Below are 21,609 nucleotides of genomic sequence, written 5' to 3' on the forward strand. Positions count from 1 at the left end.
CTGGTCCCCCCGTTTCACGGCTTCAGTTCGACCTTGATCGCGCCCAACTCGCTCTCGCCCGTGGCCTCCAGCACCTGGCCTTGCGTTGGCGGCCAAGTCAGCGGCACGCGGACCAGTTCACGACCACCCACCTCGCGCGCGGCCTCGACCACCAGGCGGTATTCGCCAGGCTCCAGCTTTGCGATGGCCTCGGCCGCGTTGGGGAAGGTCAGTTCATGGGCGCCCGGGGCCCGCGTGGCGCTGCTCAAACCGTCGACGGGCATGTCCAGCTCGCGACCCGCCTTGCGCCACCACTGGCGCATGTCCTTCAGCCACTCATTCCCCTTGTTGTTCTCCATGTCGTGGTCGTAGAGCACGGCCAGATTCAGAGCGACGCTCTGGTCCGGTCGCTCCAGCCAGACGGCGACATAGGGGCGGTGGTATTCGGCGACCGACAGTTCGGGGACGGTCAGGTTCACCCCGATATCCGCAGCCAAAGCCGGGCCCGCCGCGATGCTTCCCAGGGCCGCCGTGAAGACAAGACGCATGAACCTCTCCGCCGCTCGTTGCGCTAGTGGATGAACAGGATGGCCAGCAGCACCGGCACGACCAGGCCGGCGCCGACCAGGGGCCAGGTGCTGGGGCGATTGCGGGCGTGAAGCTGGAGCAGGAGCAGGCCGGTCAGCGCAAAGACGACGCAGGCGCCCGCCAGGATGTCGATGAACCAGGACCACGCGGTCCCGGCATTGCGGCCCTTGTGCAGGTCGTTGAGATAGGAGACCCAGCCGCGGTCGGTCACCTCGTGGACGACCTCGCCGCTTGCGCGGTCAATGGTGGCCCAGGCATCGCCGCCCGGCCGCGGCAGGGCGACATAGACATCGTCAACCGACCATTCGGCTTCGCGCCCGCCCAGGTCCAGGGCCAGCGCCTCGGCCACGGCCGCGACGATGGCGGGTGGCAGGGCGGCCTTGCCCTCCTGCGGCCCCCCGGCCAGGACCGGAAGGACGTCTTCGGGAAGGCTTGCCGTGCGCTCGGTCACGACGGGGCGCGACTCGATCTGGGCCGCGTGATTCAGGGTGATGCCGGTGACGGCAAACAGCAGCAGGCCGACCAGCGACAGGGCGGAGCTGATCCAGTGCCACAGCGTCAACTGGCGCCGCCACGTGGCGCTGCGCGCACGGAACGGCTGGGTGGCCACCTGCCCCCCGACCTCGCCCCGCGTCGCCCCACTGCCCGCCATCGCCGCCCGCTCTCGCTGTTGCGAAAGCGTTGATAACGGGACTGATAATCAATCGCAACACTTAAGCAGAGCGCTGCCCCCTTCCAGGCCGTGTTGCGGGCCCGGAAGGGGGTGCGGGCCGATCAGGCGATCAGGTCCAGGCGCTCCAGGCCGCGGAAGAAGGGCAGCATGCGCCACTGCGCCGGTGCCGCAGGATCGGCCAGCCGCAGGTTGGGGAAGCGCTGGAACAGCTTGCCCAGCGCAACCGTCGCCTCAAGCCGGGCCAGGGGTGCGCCGATGCAGATATGGCTGCCGCCGCCGAATGCCATGTGCGGCGCCCGCTTGACCCCGATGGTGAAGGCTTCCGGGTTCTCGAAGACGTCCGGATCGCGGTTGGCGCCGCGCAGCATCACCGTGATCGCCTGGCTCTTGTGGACGGGGCAGCCGCCGATCTCCATCTCCTCGGCGGCGATGCGCTGGGTGATGTCGACCGGCGGCTCATAGCGCAGCGTCTCCTCCACCAGCGACGGGACGAGCGAGGGATCGGCCTTGAGCTTCTCAAGCTCCGCCGGGTGCAGCATCAGCAGGCGCACGGCGTTGCCGATCAGGTCGGTCGTCGTCAGGTTACCGCCGACCAGCAGCGCCATCAGGTTGAAGCGCAACTCGATATCCGACAGCGGCGCCCCCTCGGCCTGAAGCTTCGTCATGTCCGAGATCAGGTTGTCGCCCGGATTGGCCTTGCTCTCCTGGATCAGCTGCATGAAGTACTCGTCGAGCGCCAACTGGCAGCGCTCCATCTCCGCCTGCTGCTCCGGGTTGCGGAACGGGTTCAGGACGTGGATCACGCCTTCGGACCAGGCGCGGAATTCGTCCAGGCGGGTATTGTCCACGCCCAGGATCGCGGCGATGGCGACGATGGGAATGGGCACGCAGACCTTTTCCATCAGGTCGAAGGGCACGCCGACGGGAATCGCGTCCAGGGTGCGGTCCACGATCGCCTCGACCTCGGGCCGGAAGGCCGGAATGCGGGCGTAGAAGGCCTGGGCCAGCGGCTTGCGGATGCGGCTGTGGTCGGGATCGTTCAGCTGCAGGATGCTGGTCGTCTCGCTGCGCTTGTAGTTGGCCAGGTCCGGATGCAGACCCGCCCGGGTGGTGATGGCCGCCTCTTCCGCGTCGACGGGATCGCGCGACACCTGGGGACTCGCCACGATGCGGCGGACGTCGGCGTACTTGCTGACCAGGAAGGTCCCCGCCATGTCGTCGCGATGCACGGGGCAGCGCTCGCGCAGGTCGCGCAGCAGGGTGTGCGGCTCCTCCCGGTACTCGGGGTTCAGCGGCGTGAGCTGAAGCAGGGACGGCAGCGGTTCCTGGGACATGCGCTGGTTTCCTCCTGGATCCTGGTCATCGGCGCGGCGGCGGCCAACGCGGGATGACAGATTGTCATGACCTGCTTATCGCCGTTCAGGGTGGAAAAGACTTGCCCTGACGCGACAAGTTCTTACCCTCACACGACATGAGCGCGATGATCCGTGCCGGCGCGCTGCGCGGCTTTGCCGGCCTGGTCGAGCGCCTGGGCCAGGATCCGCGGCAGCTGATGCAGCGTGTCGGCCTGGCGCCCGACCTGCTGCGGGACGAGGACGCCTTCATCCCCCTGCGCAGCGTCGTCGCCGCGCTGGAGGCGGCGGCAACGGCCTGCGATTGCCCCGATTTCGGGCTGCGCCTGGCGCAGGAGCAGACCATCACGACGCTGGGGCCGCTGGCCCTGGCTCTCCAGGCCTCGACCACCGTCGCCGACGGGGTTCAGGTCGCGGCGCGCTATCTGTTCACGCACAGCCCGGCCAGTCGGGTCAGCGCCGTGGCGCTTGAGGAGGATCCCGACCTGACCGAGATCCGGCTTGAGCTTCTGCTGCCGCGCATCGGGCCGGCGCGGCAATTCCGTGACCTGGGCCTGGCCCTGACCGACCGCCTCCTGCGCCTGGCGCTGGGCGGCGCGTATCGCCCGCGCCTGATCCGACTGCCGCATGTGCCGCTGGCGCCCGCCGCGCGCTATCGCCAGCACTTTGGCGCGCCCGTCATCTTTGAGCAGGACGCCGCAGGCATTCAGGTCGACGCCAGCCTGCTGAAGTTTCTGGTCAACGCCCCCGACGCCCGCATGCGCCAGGCCGTCGCCAGTTACCTGGACCAGCATTTCCCCGCTCCCGGCCTGTCGGCCGCGGCGCGCACGCGCACTGCGCTGGACCATGCGCTGGGCCGCGCCAGCCTGACGCTTGAGGATATCGCGCGGGCGATGGGGGCCCACCCGCGCACGGTTCAGCGGCAGTTGCAGGCCGAGGGCACGTCGTTCGAGCGGTTGCGCGACCAGGCCCGGCGCGATGCGGCGCTGCGCTATCTTGAGAACACGCGCCTGCCACTGGTCCAGGTCAGCGGCCTGCTCGGCCTGGCGGAGCAGTCGGCGCTGTCGCGCCTCTGCCGCCGCTGGTTCGGCAAGGCCCCCCGCACCGTGAGGCGGGAGGCCCAGGGGTCCTGACCTGTTGGCTGCGCAACGAGTCAGCTACACCGTCTCTCGCTGTTCGAACCCATCGGGCAGGGGCTCTTCGCCGGGCTCCACCTTGACCTCGCGCACGCGCGACCAGCGCGGACCGAAGCGGCAGGCGGCGATGAAGGCGTCGACGCGCTCGGGCTCGCCACCCGCCAGGATGTCGACGCTGCCGTCAGCGCGGTTGCGGACCCAGCCGCGCAGGCCCAGCGCGCTGGCCTGCCGGACGGCCCAGGCGCGGTACCCCACGCCCTGGACCATCCCTGTGATGACCAGGCGAACGGCCTTCATCGCGGGGCTTATTCGAACTCCAGGATGACCTGGTCGACGGCCAGGCTGTCACCCTTCTTGGCCTTGACGGCCAGGATGGTGCCGTCGCGCTCGGCCTTGAGGACGTTCTCCATCTTCATGGCCTCGACCACGGCCAGGGTCTGGCCCGCCTTGACCGCCTCGCCCACCTCGACCGCGATCGAGACGACCAGGCCCGGCATCGGGCAGAGCAGGAACTTGGACGTATCGGGCGGCACCTTGACCGGCATCAGGCGGTTCAGCTCGGCCGCGCGCGGATTGCGCACCACGGCGTCCAGCTCGGCCCCGGCATGGGTCAGGCGGAAGCCATCCGGCTTCTTGTCGACCTGGACCGTGATGGCGCGCGCATTGACCGTGCCGGTCAGCAGGGTCTGGCCCGGGACCCAGTCGCTGCGGACGGCCAGCGTATGGCCGTCCAGCTCGACATCGTAGCCGTGACCGTCGGGATGTGCTGTCACCGGATACTCCGTGCCGCCCAGCAGCACGACCCAGTCCTTGCCCAGCTTCGGCGTGCGATTGGGCACCTGGCCGTCGATGCGGATCGCGCGCGCCTCGGTCCGCAGGTGCACCAGGGTGGCAATCGCCGCCAGCGCCTGCGACACCGCCGGCTCCAGCGAGGCGCCGTGGAAGCCCTCGGGGAACTCCTCGGCGATGAAGCCGGTGGTCAGGCGCCCGGCACGGAAGCGCTCATGTCCCAGCACCGCGGTGACGAAGGCGATGTTGTGGCTGATCCCGCGCACCTGGAAGGCGTCCAGGGCCTCCCGCGTTGCGTCGATCGCCGCCTCGCGCGTGGGCGCATGGGCGCACAGCTTCGCGATCATGGGATCGTAGAACATGCTGATCTCGGCGCCTTCATAGACGCCGGTATCGTTGCGGATGGTGCGGCCCGACGCGTCCGGCCCTTCCTTGGGCGGCTTGTAGCGGGTCAGGCGGCCGATGGAGGGCAGGAAGCCGCGGGTCGGATCCTCGGCATAGACGCGGGCCTCGATCGCCCAGCCATCCATGCGGATGTCCTGCTGGCCAAAGGACAGCTTCTCGCCATAGGCGACGCGGATCATCTGCTCCACCAGGTCGATGCCGGTGATCAGCTCGGTCACCGGATGCTCAACCTGAAGACGGGTGTTCATTTCGAGGAAGTAGAAGTTGCGGTTGCCGTCGACGATGAACTCGACCGTGCCCGCGGAATAGTAGCCGACCTCGCGCGCCAGCTGGACCGCCTGCTCGCCCATCGCCTTGCGCGTGGCGGCGTCCAGGAACGGGCTGGGGGCCTCCTCCAGCACCTTCTGGTGACGGCGCTGGATCGAGCATTCGCGCTCGTGCAGGTAGACGATGTTGCCGTGCTTGTCGCCCAGGACCTGGATCTCGATATGGCGCGGCTGGTCGACGAACTTCTCGATGAAGACGCGGTCGTCGGCAAAGCTCGACTTCGCCTCGTTGGTGGCGGAGACGAAGCCCTCGCGCACCTCATCGTCGTTCCAGGCGATGCGCATGCCCTTGCCGCCACCACCGGCACTGGCCTTGATCATGACCGGATAGCCGATACCCTTCGCGATCTCGACCGCCGCATCGGTGCCCTGGATGGCCCCCAGATAGCCGGGGACGGTGTTCACGCCCGCGGCTTGGGCCAGCTTCTTTGATTCGATCTTGTCGCCCATGGCGCCGATGGCGCGCACGCCCGGCCCGATGAAGGCGATGCCGGCCGCCTCCAGCGCCTCGCAGAAGGCGGCCTTCTCCGAGAGGAAGCCATAGCCGGGGTGGACCGCCTCGGCCCCTGTGTCCTTGCACGCCTGGATGATGCGGTCGATCAGCAGGTAGCTTTCGGCCGCGGGCGGCTTGCCGACATGGACCGCCTCGTCCGCCATCTGGACGTGCAGCGCCTCGGCGTCGGCATCGGAATAGACGGCCACCGTCTTGATGCCCATCTTCCGCGCCGTCTTGATCACGCGGCAGGCGATCTCGCCGCGATTGGCGATCAGGATCTTGGAGAACATTCCGCTCTATTCCCTCATTCCGCCTGAGCGCCGGACCGGCTGGCCAATCTGCTGACCTGACCGAAATCCCCCGCCATCAAGGCCTCTTTCTTGGATCGGCTCCAACCTTTTATCTGACGCTCGGCGGCAATCGCATCCGTGACGTCAGTGAACTCCTGGCACCACACCAGTTCGACCGGACGCCGTCTGGCAGTGTAGCCGCCGAGCGCGCCTGACTGATGCTGCGCCAACCGTCCCTCCAGGTCCGTCGTACTCCCGACATAATAGGTGCCGTCGCGGCACCGCAGGATATAGACCCAGGACGCCATCTCAGCTGACCCGGGCGAACGGCACCGTGGTCGCTTGCATCCTTCGAGACGGCCCTCCGGGCCTCCTCAGGATGACGCCTATGGTTGGAAACCCCAAATCCCAACGGCGTCATGCTGAGGAGCGCCGCAGGCGCGTCTCGAAGCATCTGGTGCAACGACGACGCCCGCCACGCCACCGCTCCCCCTAGAGGGGGATGTTGTCGTGTTTCTTGGGCGGGTTGGTCAGCTGCTTGTTCGCCAGCATGGCGAGCCCACGGGAGATCCGGCGGCGCGTCGAATGCGGCATGATCACTTCGTCGATGAAGCCGCGGCTCGCCGCCCGGAACGGGTTGGCGAACTTCTCCGCATAGTCGGCTGTGCGCACCGCGATCTTCTGGGGATCGCCGATCTCGCTGCGGAAGATGATCTCGACCGCACCCTTGGCGCCCATCACCGCGATCTCGGCGGTCGGCCAGGCGTAGTTGAGGTCACCGCGCAGGTGCTTGGAGCTCATGACGTCATAGGCGCCGCCATAGGCCTTGCGCGTGATGATCGTGATCTTTGGCACCGTCGCCTCGGCATAGGCGAACAGCAGCTTGGCGCCGTGCTTGATGATGCCGCCATATTCCTGCGCCGTACCGGGCAGGAAGCCGGGCACGTCGACGAAGGTGACGATGGGGATGTCGTAGCAGTCGCAGAAGCGCACGAAGCGCGCGGCCTTGCGGCTGCTGTCGATGTCCAGCACGCCGGCCAGGACCATCGGCTGGTTCGCCACGATGCCGACCGTGCGCCCCTCGACCCGGCCGAAGCCGGTGATGATGTTGCGGGCATAGCCCGGCTGGATCTCGAAGAAGTCGCCCTCGTCGACCGTCTTCAGGATCAGCTCGTGCATGTCGTACGGCTTGTTCGGATTGTCCGGGATCAGCGTGTCCAGCGACATGTCGATCCGCTCCGGATCGTCGTAGCTGGGCCGCACCGGCGGCTTCACGCGATTCGAACCGGGCAGGAAGTCGACCAGGCGGCGCACCTGGGACAGCGCCTCGACATCGTTCTCGTACGCATTGTCGGCGACCGATGACTTGGTCGTGTGGGTCACCGCACCGCCCAGCTGCTCCTGGGTCACCGTCTCCTGGGTCACCGTCTTCACGACGTCAGGCCCGGTGACGAACATGTAGGAGCTGTCCTTCACCATGAAGATGAAGTCGGTCATGGCGGGCGAGTAGACCGCACCGCCGGCGCACGGCCCCATGATGACCGAGATCTGCGGCACGACGCCGGAGGCCATCACGTTGCGCAGGAACACGTCGGCATAGCCGGCCAGCGAGGCGACACCCTCCTGGATGCGCGCACCGCCCGAATCGTTGAGGCCGATCACGGGCGCGCCGACCAGCATCGCCTTGTCCATGATCTTGCAGATCTTCTCGGCATGCGCCTCGCTGAGCGCGCCGCCGAAGACGGTGAAGTCCTGGCTGAAGACGAAGACCAGGCGGCCGTTGATCGTGCCGTGGCCGGTGACCACGCCGTCGCCCGGGATCTTCTGCTCGGCCATGCCGAAATCGCTCGTCCGGTGCTCGACGAACGTATCCCATTCCTCGAACGAACCAGGATCGAGCAGCAGCTCAAGCCGCTCGCGTGCGGTCAGCTTGCCCTTGGAATGCTGGGCCTCGATGCGGCGCGTGCCGCCGCCAAGCCGGGCTTCTTCGCGCCGCTTTTCCAGCTCGTGCAGGATGTTTTGCATGGACCCCCCTCGGACAGGCGGGGGTCACATAGCATCTACTCACCGGTAGAGAAAGACATCGTGCGCAAGGTTGATGCGCCAAAATGCGCCGCGAGGCATCGCTCAGGCCTGCCGGCTGAGGCGGAAGAAGCGCTCCGCCGCCTCCGTATCGCGCCACAGCGCTTCCGTCCGCGCCGTCGCCTCCTCGTCACGGCCCCACAGCTCGACCTGATAATCCTCGTCGATTCGCGATGCTGCCCAGGCCGCCGCCAGGTCCAGCCGCTCCTGCGCCAGGGCCAAAGCCAGCACGACGGAACCCAGAGCACCGGTCAGGGCATGCAGCCCGACCAGGCCAAAGGCATCGTGGGCCCCCACCATGGCCCGCACGCGCGCCAGCGCCGCCGGATCCTGGTCGACGGGCGACACGCCCTGCGCCACGGCCAGCCGGGCCCCCTGACCCGCCAGCCAGTCGAGCACCGGGTCCCAGGCCATGGCCTGGCGCGCGACGAGCACGTCAGGCGCCTCGGCCCGGTAGCAGAGCAGGTCGGTCCCGGCATAGGCCGCGACCTCGTCGATCACACGCTCGGGGTCCAGCGGCACGCGGTCCAGCGCCGTGTTGGCCAGGCGAGTCAGCGGCAGGGCGGCCGGCCTCACCGTCTCCCCTTGCGCGTTCCATTCCTCGGCAATGCCCTGGGCGATCGCCTCCGTCGGCACGACCAGCGACGCCCGGGCCGGCGTCTTGATGCCCTTGCCGTCGAGCTGGATCGCAAAGCCGCCCTCGACCGGCACGAAGGCGGCCTGCTTGTAGGTGCGCTTCATCAGCCCGCCCTCTCCGACGCCCACAGCTCGGTGAACGGGTTCTCCTTCCACTCCGGATCGAACCCGAACAGGCGCCAGCTCTCCAGCATATGCGGCGGCAGGGGCGCCTTCACCGTCAGCGTGCCGCCATCGGGATGCGGCAGGCTGAGCCAGCGGGCATGCAGGTGCAATTGCTCCGACACGCCGGGCAGGATCGCCCTGGCCCGGCCGTATTTTACGTCGCCCACGATGGGCGTGCCCAGGACCACCGCATGGGCGCGGATCTGGTGCGTCCGACCCGTTCGCGGCGAAAGCGCCAGCCACGACGCGCGCGGGGCCGCCAGTTCCATTGCGGCATAGTCTGTGACGGCGTCGCGCGCCTCGTCCGCGTCGGGCCGCATCTTCTCGCGCCCGACCGGACCGCCCTTGGCCAGGGCCAGGTTGATCGTCCCCTGCAGCGGACGCGGCACGCCCGCCACCAGCGCCCAGTAGATCTTCCGCGCCTCACGCCCCTTGAACGCCTCGGCCAGGGCAGCCGTCGCCTTCAAGGTGCGACCCAGGACGATGACGCCCGACGTGTCGCGGTCCAGGCGGTGGACCAGGCGCGGCCGCTCCGCCGCATCGAAGGTCAGGGCGTCCAGCATGCCGTCCAGGTGGCGGCCGACGCCGCTGCCGCCCTGCACGGCAAGGCCCGGCGGCTTGTTCAGGACCAGGACGGATTTGTCGCGATGGATGACCAGGGATTGCACCATCCGCGTCGTCGCGGCATCGACGCTGGGCCGTTCCTTGGGCGCCATGTCGGCGGGCAGGCCCAGCGGTGGCACGCGCACCGACTCGCCGGCCTCGAGCCTGCGGTCGGCCTTGACCCGGCCGCCTTCCACCCGGATCTGGCCGGTGCGCAGCAGCTTTTCCAGGCGGCCATGGGTCAATTCGGGAAAGCGCCGCTTGAACCAGCGGTCCAGGCGCTGGCCGGCTTCCCCCTCGGCCACGATAACGGTCTCAACGGCAGACATGGCGCTCTATAGCACAGCTCCGCGCGACCGGAATGCGGGCTGCGGCTATCATGCCAGCCATGACGACCCTGCCGCTGGCCTGGGCCATCCGGCGCGATGCCGCGCTGCTCTTCCTCCTGCCGTGCGGGCTGGCGCTGCTGGCCGTGCTGATGCGGTCCGCTATCGCTCCAGCATCAAAGATGGACAACTTCGTGCCCGGCGCAGGAAAGGTCGAAGCCGATCCGTTGCCCCAGCCTCCCCTTACCCACGGTGACAGTTTCAGCATAGGACATGGGCTCTATGCCACGGGCCCCGGCGACTGACGCCGGAGCGTCGTAGCCGTAGTCGTGCCGGACTCGTACGATCCCACCCTATGAACGTCATCCGTGTCGCTTGGCAGGTGCGTGCCCACGCACTTCGTGCGTTCCTGTTGGCTATTTTGTGGATGGTGCTGGCAGTCGTCCTGAGCCTGGCTCTGGCATCGCAACCCGAAGGGGAAGCAGGCCAGCGCTCGGTGAATTTCACGCTTGCGGCGTCCGCAATCAGCGCCCAGGGGGCCTTCGTTGCGTTACTGCTGCCCTCAGCCTACGCGCCGGGACACAAGGCTGGTATTGGCAGCGTTCATCTCACGCTGGCCATGATCCTGCTGGCAGCGGTGCTCGCGTGGCTCGCGCTGGACGTCGAGAACGCCGCCCAGCATTGGCTGCTTGGAACCGCCGAAGCCGACGAGCACGATGTACGTCACTTGGCCGAGGAGCCATTGCAGTTGCTGGCCTACTTCCTTGTAATCTCAGCAGGCCATGCACTGCCGTTCGGCCTGACCATCGGTCCCCTGGCCATATTGCTCCTCCGCCTTCCCGGCATTGCACCGAGGCACGTCTGGTCTGCCGGATGGCCGGGCTTTCTGCTCCTAAAGGTCCTTGTCGCCTTCGTCTTCATCCAAGGCGTTGCGGGGACCCTCATCCACGGCCACTACGCCCGCCGCGGAATGTCCGTCCCGGCGGCCTTGGGAATGGCGGAAATCGTCGTCATCCAATTGATCGGCCTCACCGTGGTGACAGCTGCCGTCGCAGTCCAGCTTCGATCTCGAACGGCATCCCCTCAGCTGTGATCCGCCCTCAGGCGGCGCCAGCGGGCGAGGCGTTCGGCGATGGGGCCTTCCTCGCCGCGCTGGGTCGGCTGGTAGAAGTCCTGCCGCGCCATGTCGTCGGGGAAGTAGTTCTGGCCGGAAAAGGCTTCCGGCTCGTCATGGTCGTAGCGGTAGCCCTTGCCATAGCCGATGTCCTTCATCAGCCGGGTGGGCGCGTTCAGGATATGGGCGGGCGGCATCAGCGATCCCGTCTCGCGCGCGGCCGTCATCGCCGCCCCGAAGGCGCGGTAGACCGCATTCGACTTGGGCGCCGTCGCCAGGTAGACCACGAGGTGGGCCAGCGCCAGCTCACCCTCCGGGCTGCCCAGGATCTCATAGGTCTGGCGCGCGTCGAGCGCCACCTGCAGCGCCCGCGAATCGGCGAGGCCCACGTCTTCCGAGGCAAACCGCACCAGGCGCCGCGCGATGTAGAGCGGATCCTCGCCCCCCACCAGCATGCGCGCCAGCCAGTAGAGCCCGGCATCGGGGTCGGAGCCGCGCAGCGACTTGTGCAGGGCGGAGATGAGGTTGTAGTGCCCCTCCCGGTCCTTGTCATAGACGGGTGCGCGGCGCTGCACGACGCGCGACAGGCCGCCCACGTCGAGGGGGCGGATGTCGCCCAGCGCGAACAGGTCCTCCGCTAGGTTAAGCTGGAAGCGGCCGTCGCCGTCCGCCATGGCGCGGAGTGCCGCTCGCGCCTCCGCCTCCAGCGGCAGCGGGCGGCCCAGCAGGTGTTCGGCCCGTTGGAGCAGCAGTTCCAGCGCCGCATCGTCCAGCCGGCGCAGGACCAGCACCTGGCAGCGCGACAGGAGGGCGGCGTTCAGCTCGAAACTCGGGTTCTCCGTCGTCGCACCGACCAGCACGACGGTCCCGTTCTCGACGAAGGGCAGGAAGCCGTCCTGCTGGCTGCGGTTGAACCGGTGGATCTCGTCCACGAACAGAAGCGTGCCGCGCCCGGCCCGGCGTCGCTGCTTCGCCGCTTCGAACGCCTTGCGCAGGTCGGCGACGCCGGAAAAGACGGCTGAGAGCGGTTCGAACGCCAGGCCAACCTGCCGCGCCAGCAGGCGGGCAATGGTCGTCTTGCCCGTGCCAGGCGGTCCCCACAGGACGATCGACGGCAGGCGGCCGGCCACCAGCATGCGGCCCAGCGGGCCCTCCGCCCCCAGCAGGTGCTCCTGCCCCACCACGTCGGCCAGAACGCGCGGCCGCAGCCGGTCCGCCAGGGGCTGGGTCTCGTTGCCCGGATCGTCCGGGTCGCCAGGTGCGACGGCCCGGTCGAGGTCGTCGCCCGGCGCGCCCGCTGGAATGCCGGCCTGGGCGAAGAGATCGGGTTCGCCGCCCGCCGGCGCGCGGGGCGGCGAGGCGGTCATCCGCGGACGACCGCCTCGATCTCGCGGCCGTCGCGACGAATCGTGACGCGCCAGGCGCGCTGGCGCTGGCCGGCCAAGGTCTCCAGATCGCGGGTCGAACCGACCTCTGCGCCATTCAGCGCAACGATGACGTCACCCTTGCGCAAGCCCAGCCGTGCCGCCGGGCTGCCCGGCGCGGTCTCCACGACGATGACGCCACGCGCGGCGGTGTCGACCCCCATCTCGTCCGCGAAGGCCGGAGACAGGTTGCCGACCCGCACCCCCGCGAAGGGACCGCGTCCCTCGATCAGGCGAAGATCGCGCGGCGGGGATTCGGGTGCTGCCGTCAGCGCCACGTCGAACGTCAGGCTCCGCCCGTCGCGCAGCACCTCCATCCGTGCCTTGCCACCGACCTGCCGCGTCGCCATGCGAAAATTCAGGGCTTCCGGATCCTCGACGGCCAGGCCGTCGATCCCGGTGATCACGTCGCCCACCTTGAGCCCGCCCTTGGCGCCCGCGGAGTCGGGATGCACGCCCTTCACCAGCACACCCGCAGGTCGGGGCAGCCCCAGGCTCTGGGCGATATCCGGTGTCACCGCCTGGCCGCTGACGCCAAGCCAGGGCCGAACCACCCGGCCACCGCTCAGAGCACCGTCGAGAACGGTCCGGACCATCGACGACGGAATTGCAAAACCGATGCCCTGGGATCCGCCGGAGCGGCTGAAGATCGCGGTGTTGATCCCGATCAGGCGGCCATCCAGGCCCGCCAGGGCACCCCCGGAATTGCCCGGGTTGATGGCGGCGTCGGTCTGGATGAAGAAGTTGAAGTCGGTAATGCCAACCTGCGTCCGGGCAAGGCCTGAGACAATGCCGGTCGTGACCGTCTGTCCGACGCCGAAGGGATTGCCGACAGCCAGGACGATATCGCCAACTTCCACACGGTCGCTGTCCGCCAGGTCCAGCTTGGGCAACTGCTCGCCCCCGGCGTCGATGCGCAGGATGGCAAGATCCGTGCGCTCGTCGGTCAGCACGATGCGGGCCGGGAACTCCCGCCGGTCGGCCAGGACGACGGTAATCTCATCGGCCCCGGCAATGACGTGGTTCGAGGTGACGATGACCCCGTCCCCTCGCACGATGACCCCGGAGCCCAGGGAGTTCTCCACGCGCTCGCGCGGCACGCCAAAGCCACGATCGCCAAAGAACTGGCGGAAGAAGGGGTCATTGGCGAACGGGTTCGTCTGCCCGACGCGCACGACCCGCTTGCTGAAGATGTTGACGACGGCCGGTGCCACCCGCTTGACCACGGGGGCGTAGGAATACTGGACGTCGACCCGGCTGCTCGGCACCACCCGCTCGGCGGACGCCGTCTGCGCGCCGGCTGGCGATCCCGGCATGAGGGGGAGCAGCGCCATGACCGCCAGGACGAACCTGTTCATCGCAACGCTCCCCGGTCCCTGCCATGCGCCGGACCAAACCCGGCGCATCACGCAACATGGTGATGACCGGGACGGCCCTGCAAGTCCGTCCCGGTCACCGGACGCCTTACTCTTCGGTGTCGTCTTCCTCGACGTTCTGCGGCGGGCCGGAATCCTGGCCCTTGGCCGCCACGTCGCGGTCGACGAATTCGATATAGGCCATCGCCGCCGCGTCGCCGCGCCGGAAGCCCGCCTTCAACACGCGGGTATAGCCACCGGCACGCCCCTCATAGCGGGGCGCCAGCGTCGCGAACAGCTTCTCGACCACCGCCGCGTCATAGAGCGTCGCATAGGCCTGGCGCCGCGCATGGAGGTTGCCGCGCTTGCCGAGCGTCACGAGCTTCTCGACATAGGGGCGCAGTTCCTTCGCACGCGGCAGCGTGGTGCGGATCTGCTCGTGCTTGATCAGCGACGCCGCCATGTTGGCAAGCATCGCACGACGATGACTCTGACTGACTCCGAGCTTCCGCCCGGCAACACCATGACGCATTGGCCTGTCCCGTTACTTCTGCGCCCGGGCCGTCACGGCGCCGGGCAGGTGCTCAATATTGTTCTTCCAGCCGCTTGGCCAGTTCCTCGATGTTATCGGGCGGCCAATCGGGCACTTCCATGCCAAGGTGCAGGCCCATCTGGGTCAGCACTTCCTTGATCTCGTTCAGCGACTTGCGGCCGAAGTTCGGGGTGCGGAGCATCTCCGCCTCCGACTTCTGGATCAGGTCACCGATATAGACGATGTTGTCGTTCTTCAGGCAGTTCGCCGAGCGGACGGAGAGCTCGAGTTCGTCCACCTTGCGCAGCAGGTTCCGGTTGAACTGCGGCACCAGCGGCTGCGCCTCGCGTGTCTCGGGCTTGGGCTCCTCGAACGAGATGAAGCGCTGGAGCTGATCCTGCAGGATGCGCGCCGCGATCGCGACCGCGCGCGCCGGCTCGATCGCGCCGTTCGTCTCAAGATTGAGCGTCAGCTTGTCGAGGTCGAGATTCTGGCCCTCGCGCGCGTTCTCCACACGATAGGCCACCTTCTTGACCGGGCTGTAGAGCGCGTCGATCGGAATCAGGCCGATGGGCGCATCTTCCGGGCGATTGCGGTCGGCCGGGACATAGCCCTTGCCCGTCTGTACGGTGAACTCCATCGAGATCTTGGCCCCGTCGTCCAGCGTGCACAGGACCAGGTCGGGGTTCAGGATGTCGATGTCGGCGGTCGGCGTGATCATGCCCGCCGTCACGCGCTTCGGCCCCTCGGCCTTCAGCGTCATGCGCCGCGGACCCTCGTTGTGCATGCGCAGCGCCATCGACTTGATGTTCAGGACGATGTCCGTCACATCCTCGCGCACGCCGGGCAGGGACGAGAACTCGTGCAGGACCCCCTCGATCTTGACCGCGGTCACCGCGGCCCCCTGCAGCGAGGACAGCAGGATGCGCCGCAGGGCATTGCCCAGTGTGAGGCCGAAGCCGCGCTCAAGCGGCTGGGCCACCACCGTCGCGACCCGGCGGGCATCGGGCCCCTCCTGGATCTCGATGTCCGCCTTCTTGAGGTTCTTCCAATTGTCCTGAATCATCTCGGACCTTTCGCCTCCGCGCACAGGGCCGGGCCCCGCGCCACCAACGCCTTCACACGACCACCCACCGCCAGGCCCCCGCAGGAGCCGCTGGCCCGGCCACCATCCGCGATCCCCGGCATGCGGGGCGCGGCGGACTGCGCGGGCTCAGCCAGTGAGCGTGATCAGACGCGCCGCCGCTTGGGCGGCCTGCAACCATTGTGCGGGATCGGGGTGACATCACGGATCGACGTGATGACGAAGCCGACCGCCTGCAGGGCCCGCAGCGCCGACTCGCGCCCCGAACCCGGGCCCTTCACCTCGACCTCGATCGTGCGCACGCCGTGTTCCTGCGCCTTGCGCCCCGCATCCTCGGCCGCCATCTGCGCGGCATAGGGCGTCGACTTGCGCGAACCCTTGAAGCCCTGCGAGCCGGCCGAGGACCAGGCAATGGTGTTGCCCTGGGCGTCGGTAATCGTCACCATCGTGTTGTTGAACGTGGCGTTCACATGCGCCACGCCCGAGGTGATGTTCTTTCGCTCGCGCCGCTTGACCCGCGCCTTCTCGTTCGCCATGCCGAAAAACCCTCGCTGACCCCCGCCCCTCGTTCCCGGGGCGAGGCGCACCTGATTGCGTTAGCCGAATTACTTCTTCTTGCCGGCGATCGGCCGGGCCGGGCCCTTGCGGGTGCGCGCATTGGTATGCGTCCGCTGACCGCGCACGGGCAGGCCGCGACGATGGCGCAGGCCGCGATAGCAACCCAGGTCCATCAGCCGCTTGATGTTCATCGCAACCTGACGGCGCAGGTCGCCCTCGACCGTGAACTCACGATCAATGAATTCGCGGATCTGGATGATCTCCGCTTCGGACAGCTGGTTCACCCGACGCTCGGGCGCCAGGCCAATCCGGTCACACACTTCCTTGGCCTTGGTCCGGCCGATGCCGTGAATATAGGTCAAGGCAATCTCGACCCGCTTCTGGGTCGGGATGTTCACACCTGCAATACGCGCCACGCGGGGATCTCCTGCTCGCTCAGGCTCGGGTCAAGATGCCGTCCCGGTCGCGCATGACAATAGCGCGGAGTCCGTAACGGACCCCGGGAGGCGGGAACTATAGAGGCGATTACTCTTGAGTCAACAGTTCTGCGCCAGATTGCCGCTAGTTTGCCGCTCTGGCCAGGCTTGCGCCCCCCGCCAGGACCGCCTCAAGCTGCCGGGTCACCTCGTCGATCTCGGCCATGCCGTCGACCGAACGCAGCACGCCCTTGGACTGGTAGTACGGCAGCAGCGGAGCCGTCTGCGCGTGATAGGCATCGAGCCTGGAGCGCACGGTGTCCGCATTGTCGTCGGCCCGGCGCGTGAACTCGTGCCCGCCGCACTGGTCGCAGGTCCCCTCCACCTTGGGCTTGTGGAAGCGGTCGTGATAGCCCGCGCCGCACTTGGCACAGGTGAAACGCCCGGTGACGCGGTCCACCATGATCGCATCGTCGACCTTCATCTCGATCACATGATCGAGCTTCAGCCCACGCTGCGCCAGCATCGTGTCCAGCGCCTGCGCCTGCGCGGGGGTCCGCGGAAAGCCATCCAGGATGAACCCCCGGGCCACGTCCGGCTGAGCGATCCGATCGGCGATGATCGCGACGACGATCTCGTCCGACACCAGGCCACCCGCCTCCATCACGGCCTTGGCCTTCAATCCGACTTCGCTGCCGGCCTTCACCGCCGCACGCAGCATGTCGCCGGTCGACAACTGGACCAGGCCACGGCTGCGTTCCAGCCGCTGCGCCTGGGTCCCCTTGCCCGCCCCCGGCGGCCCCAGAAGAATGAGATTCATCGCCGGCTGCCCTTCAGCTTCGCCTTGCGGATCAGCCCTTCATACTGATGAGCCAACAGGTGGCTCTGAATCTGGGCGACCGTATCCATCGTCACACTCACCACGATCAGCAGCGACGTGCCCCCGAAATAGAACGGGACCGCAAGATGGCTGATCAGCAACTCGGGCAGAATGCAGACCGCCGACAGGTAGATGGCCCCCACCACCGTCAGGCGCGTCAGCACATAGTCCAGGTAGTCCGCCGTCTGCTTGCCCGGCCGCCGTCCGGGAATGAAGCCGCCATGCTTCTTGAGGTTGTCCGCCGTGTCGACCGGATTGAAGACGATGGCGGTATAGAAGAAGCAGAAGAACACGATCCCGGTGACATAGAGCAGCATGTAGAGGGGCTGCCCATGGCCCAGCAATGCGGTGACCTCACCCAGCCAGGCGGGACCGCCCTCGGCCGAGAAGTTGGCGATCGTGATCGGCAGCAGCAGCAGCGAACTGGCAAAGATCGGCGGGATGACGCCGGCCGTGTTCAGCTTCAGCGGCAGATGCGAACTCTCGCCGCCAAAGACCCTGTTGCCGACCTGCCGCTTCGGATACTGCACCAGGATGCGACGCTGAGCCCGTTCCATGAACACGATGAACAGGATCGTGGCCACGATCAGAAGGGCCAGCCCGATGATCAGGACGAACGAGATGGCACCCGTCCGGCTGAGGTCCAGGGTCTGGCCGATGGCCATCGGCATCTCGGCGACGATGCCCGCGAAAATGATCAGCGAAATGCCGTTGCCGACCCCGCGCGCGGTGATCTGCTCGCCCAGCCACATCAGGAAGATGGTGCCGCCCGTCAGCGTCACGACCGTCGAAAAGCGGAAGAACATCCCGGGGTCGTGTACCGCCGGGATCCCGCCGCCCGCCATGCTCTCCAGTCCCGCGGCAATGCCATAGGCCTGCACCACGGCCAGACCCACCGTGCCATAGCGCGTGTACTGGTTGAGTTTCTTGCGCCCGGCTTCACCCTCCTTCTTCAGCGCTTCCAGGGTCGGCGAGACCGAAGTCAGCAACTGCACGACGATCGACGCCGTGATGTAGGGCATGATGTTGAGCGCGAAGATGGTCATCCGCCCCAGCGCACCGCCGGAGAAGACGTTGAACATGCCGAGGATGCCGCTCGACTGCTGGGACAGGAGCTGCGCCATGGCGCCGGGATTGATGCCCGGCAGCGGGATGTAGGTTCCCAGCCGATAGACAACCAAAGCGCCCAGCGTGAACCACAGGCGCTTCTTGAGCTCGGTAGCCTTCGAAAACGCCCCGAAATTCAGGTTGGCGGCGAGCTGCTCTGCGGCAGATGCCATTCCCGTCCCTCCAAGGCCCAGGAACGCGGGCCCGCTTCTCTAGATAGCGAAGGCCGGGCCGCCGCGGAACGACTCGTTCCGCGGCGCCCGGCCGCAGCTCAACCGATGTCCGGGGATCAGCCGGCCGCGGCGGCCTGGCGCGAGGCCTTCTTTTCGGCCTGGACCTTGCGGCGCTCCGCCTTCTTGCCTTCCTTGCGGGGCGGCTGCGGCTTCTCGGTCACGGTGACCGAACCGCCGGCCGCCTCGACCGCCGCGCGGGCGGCGTCGGACGCACCATCCACCTCGATCTGGATCGCACTCGTGATCGTGCCATGCGCAAGCAGGCGCACGCCGTCGCCGATCTGCCGGCCGATCAGGCCGGACGCGCGCAGGCGCTCGGTGTTGATCGGCTCCGCCGGGTTGAGGCGGCCGGCATCGATCGCCTCCTGGATGCGGCCCAGATTGACCGCCTTGTACTCCTTGCGGGTCGGGTTCTTGAACCCGCCCTTGGGCAGGCGCCGATGCAGCGGCATCTGACCGCCCTCGAAGCCCTTGATCGCCACGCCGGAGCGGGCCTTCTGGCCCTTGACGCCCCGGCCGCTGGTCTTGCCCTTGCCCGAGCCGATACCGCGGCCGACCCGCATGCGCGCCTTGCGCGCACCGGGATTATCGGCCAGTTCGTTCAGTTTCATCGCAACTGCTTCCCGTCCGATGCCCGCCTATTCGGCCGGCTCGACCTTGATCATGTGCTTGACCTTTTCGATCAAGCCGCGCACCGCAGGCGTGTCCACCAGGACGCGCGAGCGATGCATCTTGTTGAGACCGAGGCCCTTCAGATGGGCCTCCTGGACCTTGGGGCGGCGGAGCGCGCTGCGCACCTGCGTCACCCGGATGTGCTTGGCGTCGGACACGATCCTACTCCGTCGTCGCCGGGGCCGCGGCCTCGGCCGTCGCACCATGCTCGCGGCGGCGGCCGATGATCTCGGCCACCGACTTGCCGCGACGCTGCGCCACCAGGCGCGGCGAGGTCGAATGCGCCAGCGCATCGAACGTCGCGCGCACCATGTTGTGCGGGTTGGACGAGCCGATCGACTTCGTCACGACGTCCTGCACGCCCAGCGTCTCGAACACCGCGCGCATCGGACCGCCCGCAATGATGCCGGTGCCGGCCGGAGCCGCGCGCAGGATCACCTTGCCGGCGCCGTGGCGGCCCTCGATGTCGTGGTGCAGCGTGCGACCCTCGCGCAGCGGAACACGGATCAGCTTGCGCTTCGCCGCTTCCGTCGCCTTGCGGATCGCTTCCGGCACCTCGCGCGCCTTGCCGTGCCCGAAACCGACCCGGCCCTTCTGGTCGCCAACGACGACCAGGGCTGCAAACCCGAAGCGACGACCGCCCTTCACAACCTTCGCGACGCGATTGATGTGAACGAGCTTGTCGACGAGCTCGCCATCCTGGCGATCGCCCTCGTCGTTCCGGCGAGATTCCCGTCTGGCCATGCCGACCTTCCTAGAAAGACAGGCCGCCGGCGCGGGCGCCGTCGGCAAGGGCCTGCACTCGGCCATGATAGATGTAGCCACCGCGGTCGAAGACGACCTCGGTGATGCCCGCCGCCAGGGCCCGCTCCGCCACCAGGCGACCGACCCGCTCCGCCGCCGACTTGTCGGCGCCGGTGCGCAGTTCCTCGCGCAGGGCCTTCTCGAGAGTCGACGCGGACGCGATCGTGCGTCCGGTCGAATCGTCGATCACCTGGGCATAGATGTGCTGCGACGAACGATGGACCGAAAGGCGGGGACGACCGGTCCCGACCTTCCGGAGGCGCGTGCGCACGCGGGCGCGGCGCCGCTCGAAAAGATTGGTCATGATCCGTGCCTCGCCTACTTCTTCTTACCTTCCTTGCGGAAGATCTGCTCCTTGGCATAGCGCACGCCCTTGCCCTTGTAGGGCTCCGGCGGACGCCACCCACGGATCTTCGCCGCGACCTCGCCGACCTGCTGGACGTCGATGCCGCTGACCGTGATCGCCGTCGGGCGATCGGTCTTGATCGAGATCCCATCGGGAATCGGGAACTGCACGTCGTGGCTGTAGCCGAGCTGAAGGTTCAGCACCTTGCCCTGCACCGCCGCACGATAGCCGACACCCGTGATCTCCAGATCAACGGACCAGCCGTCGGACACGCCCTTCACGATGTTCGAGACGAGCGTGCGGCTGAGGCCCCACATCATCCGCGACCGGCGCGTGTCCTCGCGCATGGTGACCTTCACCGCGCCATCCTCATGGGTGGGCACGACCTCGTCGACCAGGCTCACCGAAAGCTCCCCCTTGGGACCCTTCGCCGTCACTTCCTGGCCGTTCACGGTGACCGTCACGCCCTTGGGCACGGTCACCGGCTTCTTGCCGATACGGGACATCCTCAGAACACCTGGCAGAGCACCTCGCCGCCAACATTGGCGGCGCGGGCTGCGGCGTCGGACATGACGCCACGAGGGGTGGACAGGATCGCGACACCCAGGCCGCCGCGGATCTTCGGCAGGTCCTTGACCCCCGAATAGACACGCCGGCCCGGCGTCGACACGCGGCTGATCGCCTGGATCGCCGGAGCACCGTCATGGTACTTCAGCTCGATCTCAAGCTCGCGCTTGCCGACTGCGGTTTCCTTTTCCTGGTAGCCGCGGATATAGCCTTCCTGCTCGAGCACGTCGAGCACGCGGGCACGCAGCTTCGAGGCGGGCGACTTGACAACCTGCTTGCGGGCCTGCTGGCCGTTGCGGATGCGGGTCAGGAGATCGCCCAACGGATCTGAAAACGACATGGCGCCCTCCTACCAGCTGGCCTTGACCATGCCGGGGATCTGTCCCGACGAGGCCAAGTCGCGCAGCGCGATACGCGACAGCTTCAGCTTGCGATAGACGGCGCGCGAACGGCCCGTCAGGTCGCAACGGTTCTTCACTCGATTCGGCGACGAGTTGCGCGGCAGCTCGGCCAGCTTCAGCTGGGCCTCGAACCGCTCCTCGTCCGACAACCCGCGATTGGTCGCGACTGCCTTCAGCTTCCTGCGCTTGGCTGCGAACTGGGCGGCCAACTTCACGCGCTTCTTGTTGCGCTCGACGGCGCTGGTCTTTGCCATCTTTGGTCTCCGCCGC

Annotated in this window: 26 protein-coding genes and 1 pseudogene; 3 read left to right on the forward strand and 24 right to left on the reverse strand. The window is 67.7% G+C overall.

Going from position 1 to position 21,609, the window contains the following annotated elements:
• Positions 1-14 precede the first annotated feature (14 nt).
• From ACI6GS_RS22320 to ACI6GS_RS22330, 3 genes are all read right to left on the reverse strand, one after another.
• Entirely contained in the window at positions 15-527 is a 513-nt protein-coding gene (locus ACI6GS_RS22320) for a DUF2271 domain-containing protein (protein ID WP_439815681.1), read from the reverse strand.
• Between the two features lie 23 nt (positions 528-550).
• The gene (locus ACI6GS_RS22325; RefSeq protein WP_439815682.1) at positions 551-1,219 is read right to left on the reverse strand and encodes a PepSY-associated TM helix domain-containing protein; all 669 of its coding nucleotides are present in this window, start codon (positions 1,217-1,219) and stop codon (positions 551-553) included.
• A gap of 122 nt (positions 1,220-1,341) precedes the next feature.
• Entirely contained in the window at positions 1,342-2,574 is a 1,233-nt protein-coding gene (locus tag ACI6GS_RS22330; RefSeq protein WP_439815683.1) for a cytochrome P450, read from the reverse strand.
• 137 nt (positions 2,575-2,711) lie between these two features.
• Between ACI6GS_RS22330 and ACI6GS_RS22335 the strand changes: the two genes are divergently transcribed.
• Complete coding sequence (locus tag ACI6GS_RS22335; RefSeq protein WP_439815684.1) at positions 2,712-3,725, forward strand: AraC family transcriptional regulator ligand-binding domain-containing protein; 1,014 nt, start codon at positions 2,712-2,714, stop codon at positions 3,723-3,725.
• Positions 3,726-3,749: 24 nt separating this feature from the next.
• On the opposite strand, the gene ACI6GS_RS22340 is transcribed toward ACI6GS_RS22335, so the two are convergent.
• The 6 genes from ACI6GS_RS22340 to ACI6GS_RS22365 all read right to left on the reverse strand — a co-directional run bounded on the left by ACI6GS_RS22340 (position 3,750) and on the right by ACI6GS_RS22365 (position 9,849).
• The gene (locus ACI6GS_RS22340) at positions 3,750-4,025 is read right to left on the reverse strand and encodes an acylphosphatase (protein WP_439815685.1); all 276 of its coding nucleotides are present in this window, start codon (positions 4,023-4,025) and stop codon (positions 3,750-3,752) included.
• A gap of 8 nt (positions 4,026-4,033) precedes the next feature.
• The gene (locus tag ACI6GS_RS22345) at positions 4,034-6,034 is read right to left on the reverse strand and encodes an acetyl-CoA carboxylase biotin carboxylase subunit (RefSeq protein ID WP_439815686.1); all 2,001 of its coding nucleotides are present in this window, start codon (positions 6,032-6,034) and stop codon (positions 4,034-4,036) included.
• Positions 6,035-6,048: 14 nt separating this feature from the next.
• Positions 6,049-6,342 carry a GIY-YIG nuclease family protein gene (locus tag ACI6GS_RS22350; protein WP_439815687.1) on the reverse strand — a complete coding sequence of 98 codons (294 nt, stop codon included), beginning with the start codon at positions 6,340-6,342 and terminating at the stop codon, positions 6,049-6,051.
• A 184-nt stretch (positions 6,343-6,526) separates the two neighbouring features.
• The gene (locus ACI6GS_RS22355) at positions 6,527-8,059 is read right to left on the reverse strand and encodes an acyl-CoA carboxylase subunit beta (protein WP_439815688.1); all 1,533 of its coding nucleotides are present in this window, start codon (positions 8,057-8,059) and stop codon (positions 6,527-6,529) included.
• A 102-nt stretch (positions 8,060-8,161) separates the two neighbouring features.
• Positions 8,162-8,857, reverse strand: a complete 696-nt coding sequence (locus ACI6GS_RS22360) for an ATP12 family chaperone protein (RefSeq protein WP_439815689.1) — start codon at positions 8,855-8,857, stop codon at positions 8,162-8,164.
• A complete protein-coding gene (locus ACI6GS_RS22365) occupies positions 8,857-9,849 on the reverse strand; it encodes an RluA family pseudouridine synthase (protein WP_439815690.1) in 993 nt (330 codons plus the stop codon). Before ACI6GS_RS22365 ends, ACI6GS_RS22360 begins: the two co-directional genes overlap by 1 nt.
• A gap of 59 nt (positions 9,850-9,908) precedes the next feature.
• Between ACI6GS_RS22365 and ACI6GS_RS22370 the strand changes: the two genes are divergently transcribed.
• Both ACI6GS_RS22370 and ACI6GS_RS22375 read left to right on the forward strand, forming a co-directional pair.
• Positions 9,909-10,151 (forward strand): hypothetical protein, encoded by a 243-nt coding sequence (locus tag ACI6GS_RS22370; protein WP_439815691.1) that lies wholly within the window; start codon positions 9,909-9,911, stop codon positions 10,149-10,151.
• A 50-nt stretch (positions 10,152-10,201) separates the two neighbouring features.
• Positions 10,202-10,939 (forward strand): hypothetical protein, encoded by a 738-nt coding sequence (locus ACI6GS_RS22375; RefSeq protein WP_439815692.1) that lies wholly within the window; start codon positions 10,202-10,204, stop codon positions 10,937-10,939.
• Here the strand turns inward: ACI6GS_RS22375 and ACI6GS_RS22380 are convergent.
• From ACI6GS_RS22380 to rpsN, 15 genes and pseudogenes are all read right to left on the reverse strand, one after another.
• Entirely contained in the window at positions 10,930-12,327 is a 1,398-nt protein-coding gene (locus ACI6GS_RS22380; protein ID WP_439815693.1) for a replication-associated recombination protein A, read from the reverse strand. The two genes, ACI6GS_RS22375 and ACI6GS_RS22380, sit on opposite strands and share 10 nt — an antisense overlap.
• Positions 12,324-13,742: a DegQ family serine endoprotease gene (locus ACI6GS_RS22385; RefSeq protein ID WP_439815694.1), complete on the reverse strand. Its 1,419-nt coding sequence runs from the start codon at positions 13,740-13,742 to the stop codon at positions 12,324-12,326. The genes ACI6GS_RS22380 and ACI6GS_RS22385 overlap by 4 nt, the downstream gene beginning before the upstream one ends.
• Positions 13,743-13,848: 106 nt before the next feature.
• A complete protein-coding gene (gene rplQ / locus ACI6GS_RS22390; RefSeq protein WP_439815695.1) occupies positions 13,849-14,271 on the reverse strand; it encodes a 50S ribosomal protein L17 in 423 nt (140 codons plus the stop codon).
• A gap of 52 nt (positions 14,272-14,323) precedes the next feature.
• On the reverse strand, positions 14,324-15,337 hold the full coding sequence (locus ACI6GS_RS22395; RefSeq protein WP_439815696.1) for a DNA-directed RNA polymerase subunit alpha: 1,014 nt from the start codon (positions 15,335-15,337) through the stop codon (positions 14,324-14,326).
• 164 nt (positions 15,338-15,501) lie between these two features.
• The gene (gene rpsK, locus ACI6GS_RS22400; RefSeq protein WP_439815697.1) at positions 15,502-15,891 is read right to left on the reverse strand and encodes a 30S ribosomal protein S11; all 390 of its coding nucleotides are present in this window, start codon (positions 15,889-15,891) and stop codon (positions 15,502-15,504) included.
• 69 nt (positions 15,892-15,960) lie between these two features.
• Positions 15,961-16,329, reverse strand: a complete 369-nt coding sequence (rpsM, locus tag ACI6GS_RS22405) for a 30S ribosomal protein S13 (protein ID WP_439815698.1) — start codon at positions 16,327-16,329, stop codon at positions 15,961-15,963.
• Between the two features lie 145 nt (positions 16,330-16,474).
• Entirely contained in the window at positions 16,475-17,149 is a 675-nt protein-coding gene (locus tag ACI6GS_RS22410; RefSeq protein WP_439815699.1) for an adenylate kinase, read from the reverse strand.
• Complete coding sequence (gene secY / locus ACI6GS_RS22415; protein ID WP_439815700.1) at positions 17,146-18,489, reverse strand: preprotein translocase subunit SecY; 1,344 nt, start codon at positions 18,487-18,489, stop codon at positions 17,146-17,148. Before secY ends, ACI6GS_RS22410 begins: the two co-directional genes overlap by 4 nt.
• 215 nt (positions 18,490-18,704) lie before the next feature.
• Positions 18,705-19,160: pseudogene (gene rplO / locus ACI6GS_RS22420) on the reverse strand (50S ribosomal protein L15); the annotation flags it as partial.
• Positions 19,161-19,187: 27 nt separating this feature from the next.
• Positions 19,188-19,379, reverse strand: a complete 192-nt coding sequence (rpmD, locus tag ACI6GS_RS22425) for a 50S ribosomal protein L30 (RefSeq protein WP_439815701.1) — start codon at positions 19,377-19,379, stop codon at positions 19,188-19,190.
• Between the two features lie 4 nt (positions 19,380-19,383).
• Positions 19,384-19,965 (reverse strand): 30S ribosomal protein S5, encoded by a 582-nt coding sequence (rpsE, locus tag ACI6GS_RS22430; RefSeq protein WP_439815702.1) that lies wholly within the window; start codon positions 19,963-19,965, stop codon positions 19,384-19,386.
• A 10-nt stretch (positions 19,966-19,975) separates the two neighbouring features.
• Positions 19,976-20,329 carry a 50S ribosomal protein L18 gene (gene rplR / locus ACI6GS_RS22435; protein WP_439815703.1) on the reverse strand — a complete coding sequence of 118 codons (354 nt, stop codon included), beginning with the start codon at positions 20,327-20,329 and terminating at the stop codon, positions 19,976-19,978.
• A 14-nt stretch (positions 20,330-20,343) separates the two neighbouring features.
• Positions 20,344-20,877 (reverse strand): 50S ribosomal protein L6, encoded by a 534-nt coding sequence (gene rplF / locus ACI6GS_RS22440; protein ID WP_439815704.1) that lies wholly within the window; start codon positions 20,875-20,877, stop codon positions 20,344-20,346.
• Positions 20,878-20,879: 2 nt separating this feature from the next.
• Complete coding sequence (rpsH, locus tag ACI6GS_RS22445) at positions 20,880-21,278, reverse strand: 30S ribosomal protein S8 (protein ID WP_439815705.1); 399 nt, start codon at positions 21,276-21,278, stop codon at positions 20,880-20,882.
• A gap of 9 nt (positions 21,279-21,287) precedes the next feature.
• A complete protein-coding gene (gene rpsN, locus ACI6GS_RS22450; protein WP_439815706.1) occupies positions 21,288-21,593 on the reverse strand; it encodes a 30S ribosomal protein S14 in 306 nt (101 codons plus the stop codon).
• Positions 21,594-21,609: the final 16 nt, after the last annotated feature.

Origin of the sequence: Zavarzinia sp. CC-PAN008 (assembly GCF_051903925.1) — a bacterium.
Classification (GTDB): domain Bacteria; phylum Pseudomonadota; class Alphaproteobacteria; order Zavarziniales; family Zavarziniaceae.

What these genes read in the sequence shown, in the direction of transcription:
- ACI6GS_RS22320 (WP_439815681.1), bottom strand. Translation starts at nt 527, where the DNA reads ATGCGTCTTGTCTTCACGGCGGCCCTGGGAAGCATCGCGGCGGGCCCG.
- ACI6GS_RS22325 (WP_439815682.1), bottom strand. Translation starts at nt 1,219, where the DNA reads ATGGCGGGCAGTGGGGCGACGCGGGGCGAGGTCGGGGGGCAGGTGGCC.
- ACI6GS_RS22330 (WP_439815683.1), bottom strand. Translation starts at nt 2,574, where the DNA reads ATGTCCCAGGAACCGCTGCCGTCCCTGCTTCAGCTCACGCCGCTGAAC.
- ACI6GS_RS22335 (WP_439815684.1), top strand. Translation starts at nt 2,712, where the DNA reads ATGAGCGCGATGATCCGTGCCGGCGCGCTGCGCGGCTTTGCCGGCCTG.
- ACI6GS_RS22340 (WP_439815685.1), bottom strand. Translation starts at nt 4,025, where the DNA reads ATGAAGGCCGTTCGCCTGGTCATCACAGGGATGGTCCAGGGCGTGGGG.
- ACI6GS_RS22345 (WP_439815686.1), bottom strand. Translation starts at nt 6,034, where the DNA reads ATGTTCTCCAAGATCCTGATCGCCAATCGCGGCGAGATCGCCTGCCGC.
- ACI6GS_RS22350 (WP_439815687.1), bottom strand. Translation starts at nt 6,342, where the DNA reads ATGGCGTCCTGGGTCTATATCCTGCGGTGCCGCGACGGCACCTATTAT.
- ACI6GS_RS22355 (WP_439815688.1), bottom strand. Translation starts at nt 8,059, where the DNA reads ATGCAAAACATCCTGCACGAGCTGGAAAAGCGGCGCGAAGAAGCCCGG.
- ACI6GS_RS22360 (WP_439815689.1), bottom strand. Translation starts at nt 8,857, where the DNA reads ATGAAGCGCACCTACAAGCAGGCCGCCTTCGTGCCGGTCGAGGGCGGC.
- ACI6GS_RS22365 (WP_439815690.1), bottom strand. Translation starts at nt 9,849, where the DNA reads ATGTCTGCCGTTGAGACCGTTATCGTGGCCGAGGGGGAAGCCGGCCAG.
- ACI6GS_RS22370 (WP_439815691.1), top strand. Translation starts at nt 9,909, where the DNA reads ATGACGACCCTGCCGCTGGCCTGGGCCATCCGGCGCGATGCCGCGCTG.
- ACI6GS_RS22375 (WP_439815692.1), top strand. Translation starts at nt 10,202, where the DNA reads ATGAACGTCATCCGTGTCGCTTGGCAGGTGCGTGCCCACGCACTTCGT.
- ACI6GS_RS22380 (WP_439815693.1), bottom strand. Translation starts at nt 12,327, where the DNA reads ATGACCGCCTCGCCGCCCCGCGCGCCGGCGGGCGGCGAACCCGATCTC.
- ACI6GS_RS22385 (WP_439815694.1), bottom strand. Translation starts at nt 13,742, where the DNA reads ATGAACAGGTTCGTCCTGGCGGTCATGGCGCTGCTCCCCCTCATGCCG.
- rplQ (WP_439815695.1), bottom strand. Translation starts at nt 14,271, where the DNA reads ATGCGTCATGGTGTTGCCGGGCGGAAGCTCGGAGTCAGTCAGAGTCAT.
- ACI6GS_RS22395 (WP_439815696.1), bottom strand. Translation starts at nt 15,337, where the DNA reads ATGATTCAGGACAATTGGAAGAACCTCAAGAAGGCGGACATCGAGATC.
- rpsK (WP_439815697.1), bottom strand. Translation starts at nt 15,891, where the DNA reads ATGGCGAACGAGAAGGCGCGGGTCAAGCGGCGCGAGCGAAAGAACATC.
- ACI6GS_RS22410 (WP_439815699.1), bottom strand. Translation starts at nt 17,149, where the DNA reads ATGAATCTCATTCTTCTGGGGCCGCCGGGGGCGGGCAAGGGGACCCAG.
- secY (WP_439815700.1), bottom strand. Translation starts at nt 18,489, where the DNA reads ATGGCATCTGCCGCAGAGCAGCTCGCCGCCAACCTGAATTTCGGGGCG.
- rpsE (WP_439815702.1), bottom strand. Translation starts at nt 19,965, where the DNA reads ATGGCCAGACGGGAATCTCGCCGGAACGACGAGGGCGATCGCCAGGAT.
- rplR (WP_439815703.1), bottom strand. Translation starts at nt 20,329, where the DNA reads ATGACCAATCTTTTCGAGCGGCGCCGCGCCCGCGTGCGCACGCGCCTC.
- rplF (WP_439815704.1), bottom strand. Translation starts at nt 20,877, where the DNA reads ATGTCCCGTATCGGCAAGAAGCCGGTGACCGTGCCCAAGGGCGTGACG.
- rpsH (WP_439815705.1), bottom strand. Translation starts at nt 21,278, where the DNA reads ATGTCGTTTTCAGATCCGTTGGGCGATCTCCTGACCCGCATCCGCAAC.
- rpsN (WP_439815706.1), bottom strand. Translation starts at nt 21,593, where the DNA reads ATGGCAAAGACCAGCGCCGTCGAGCGCAACAAGAAGCGCGTGAAGTTG.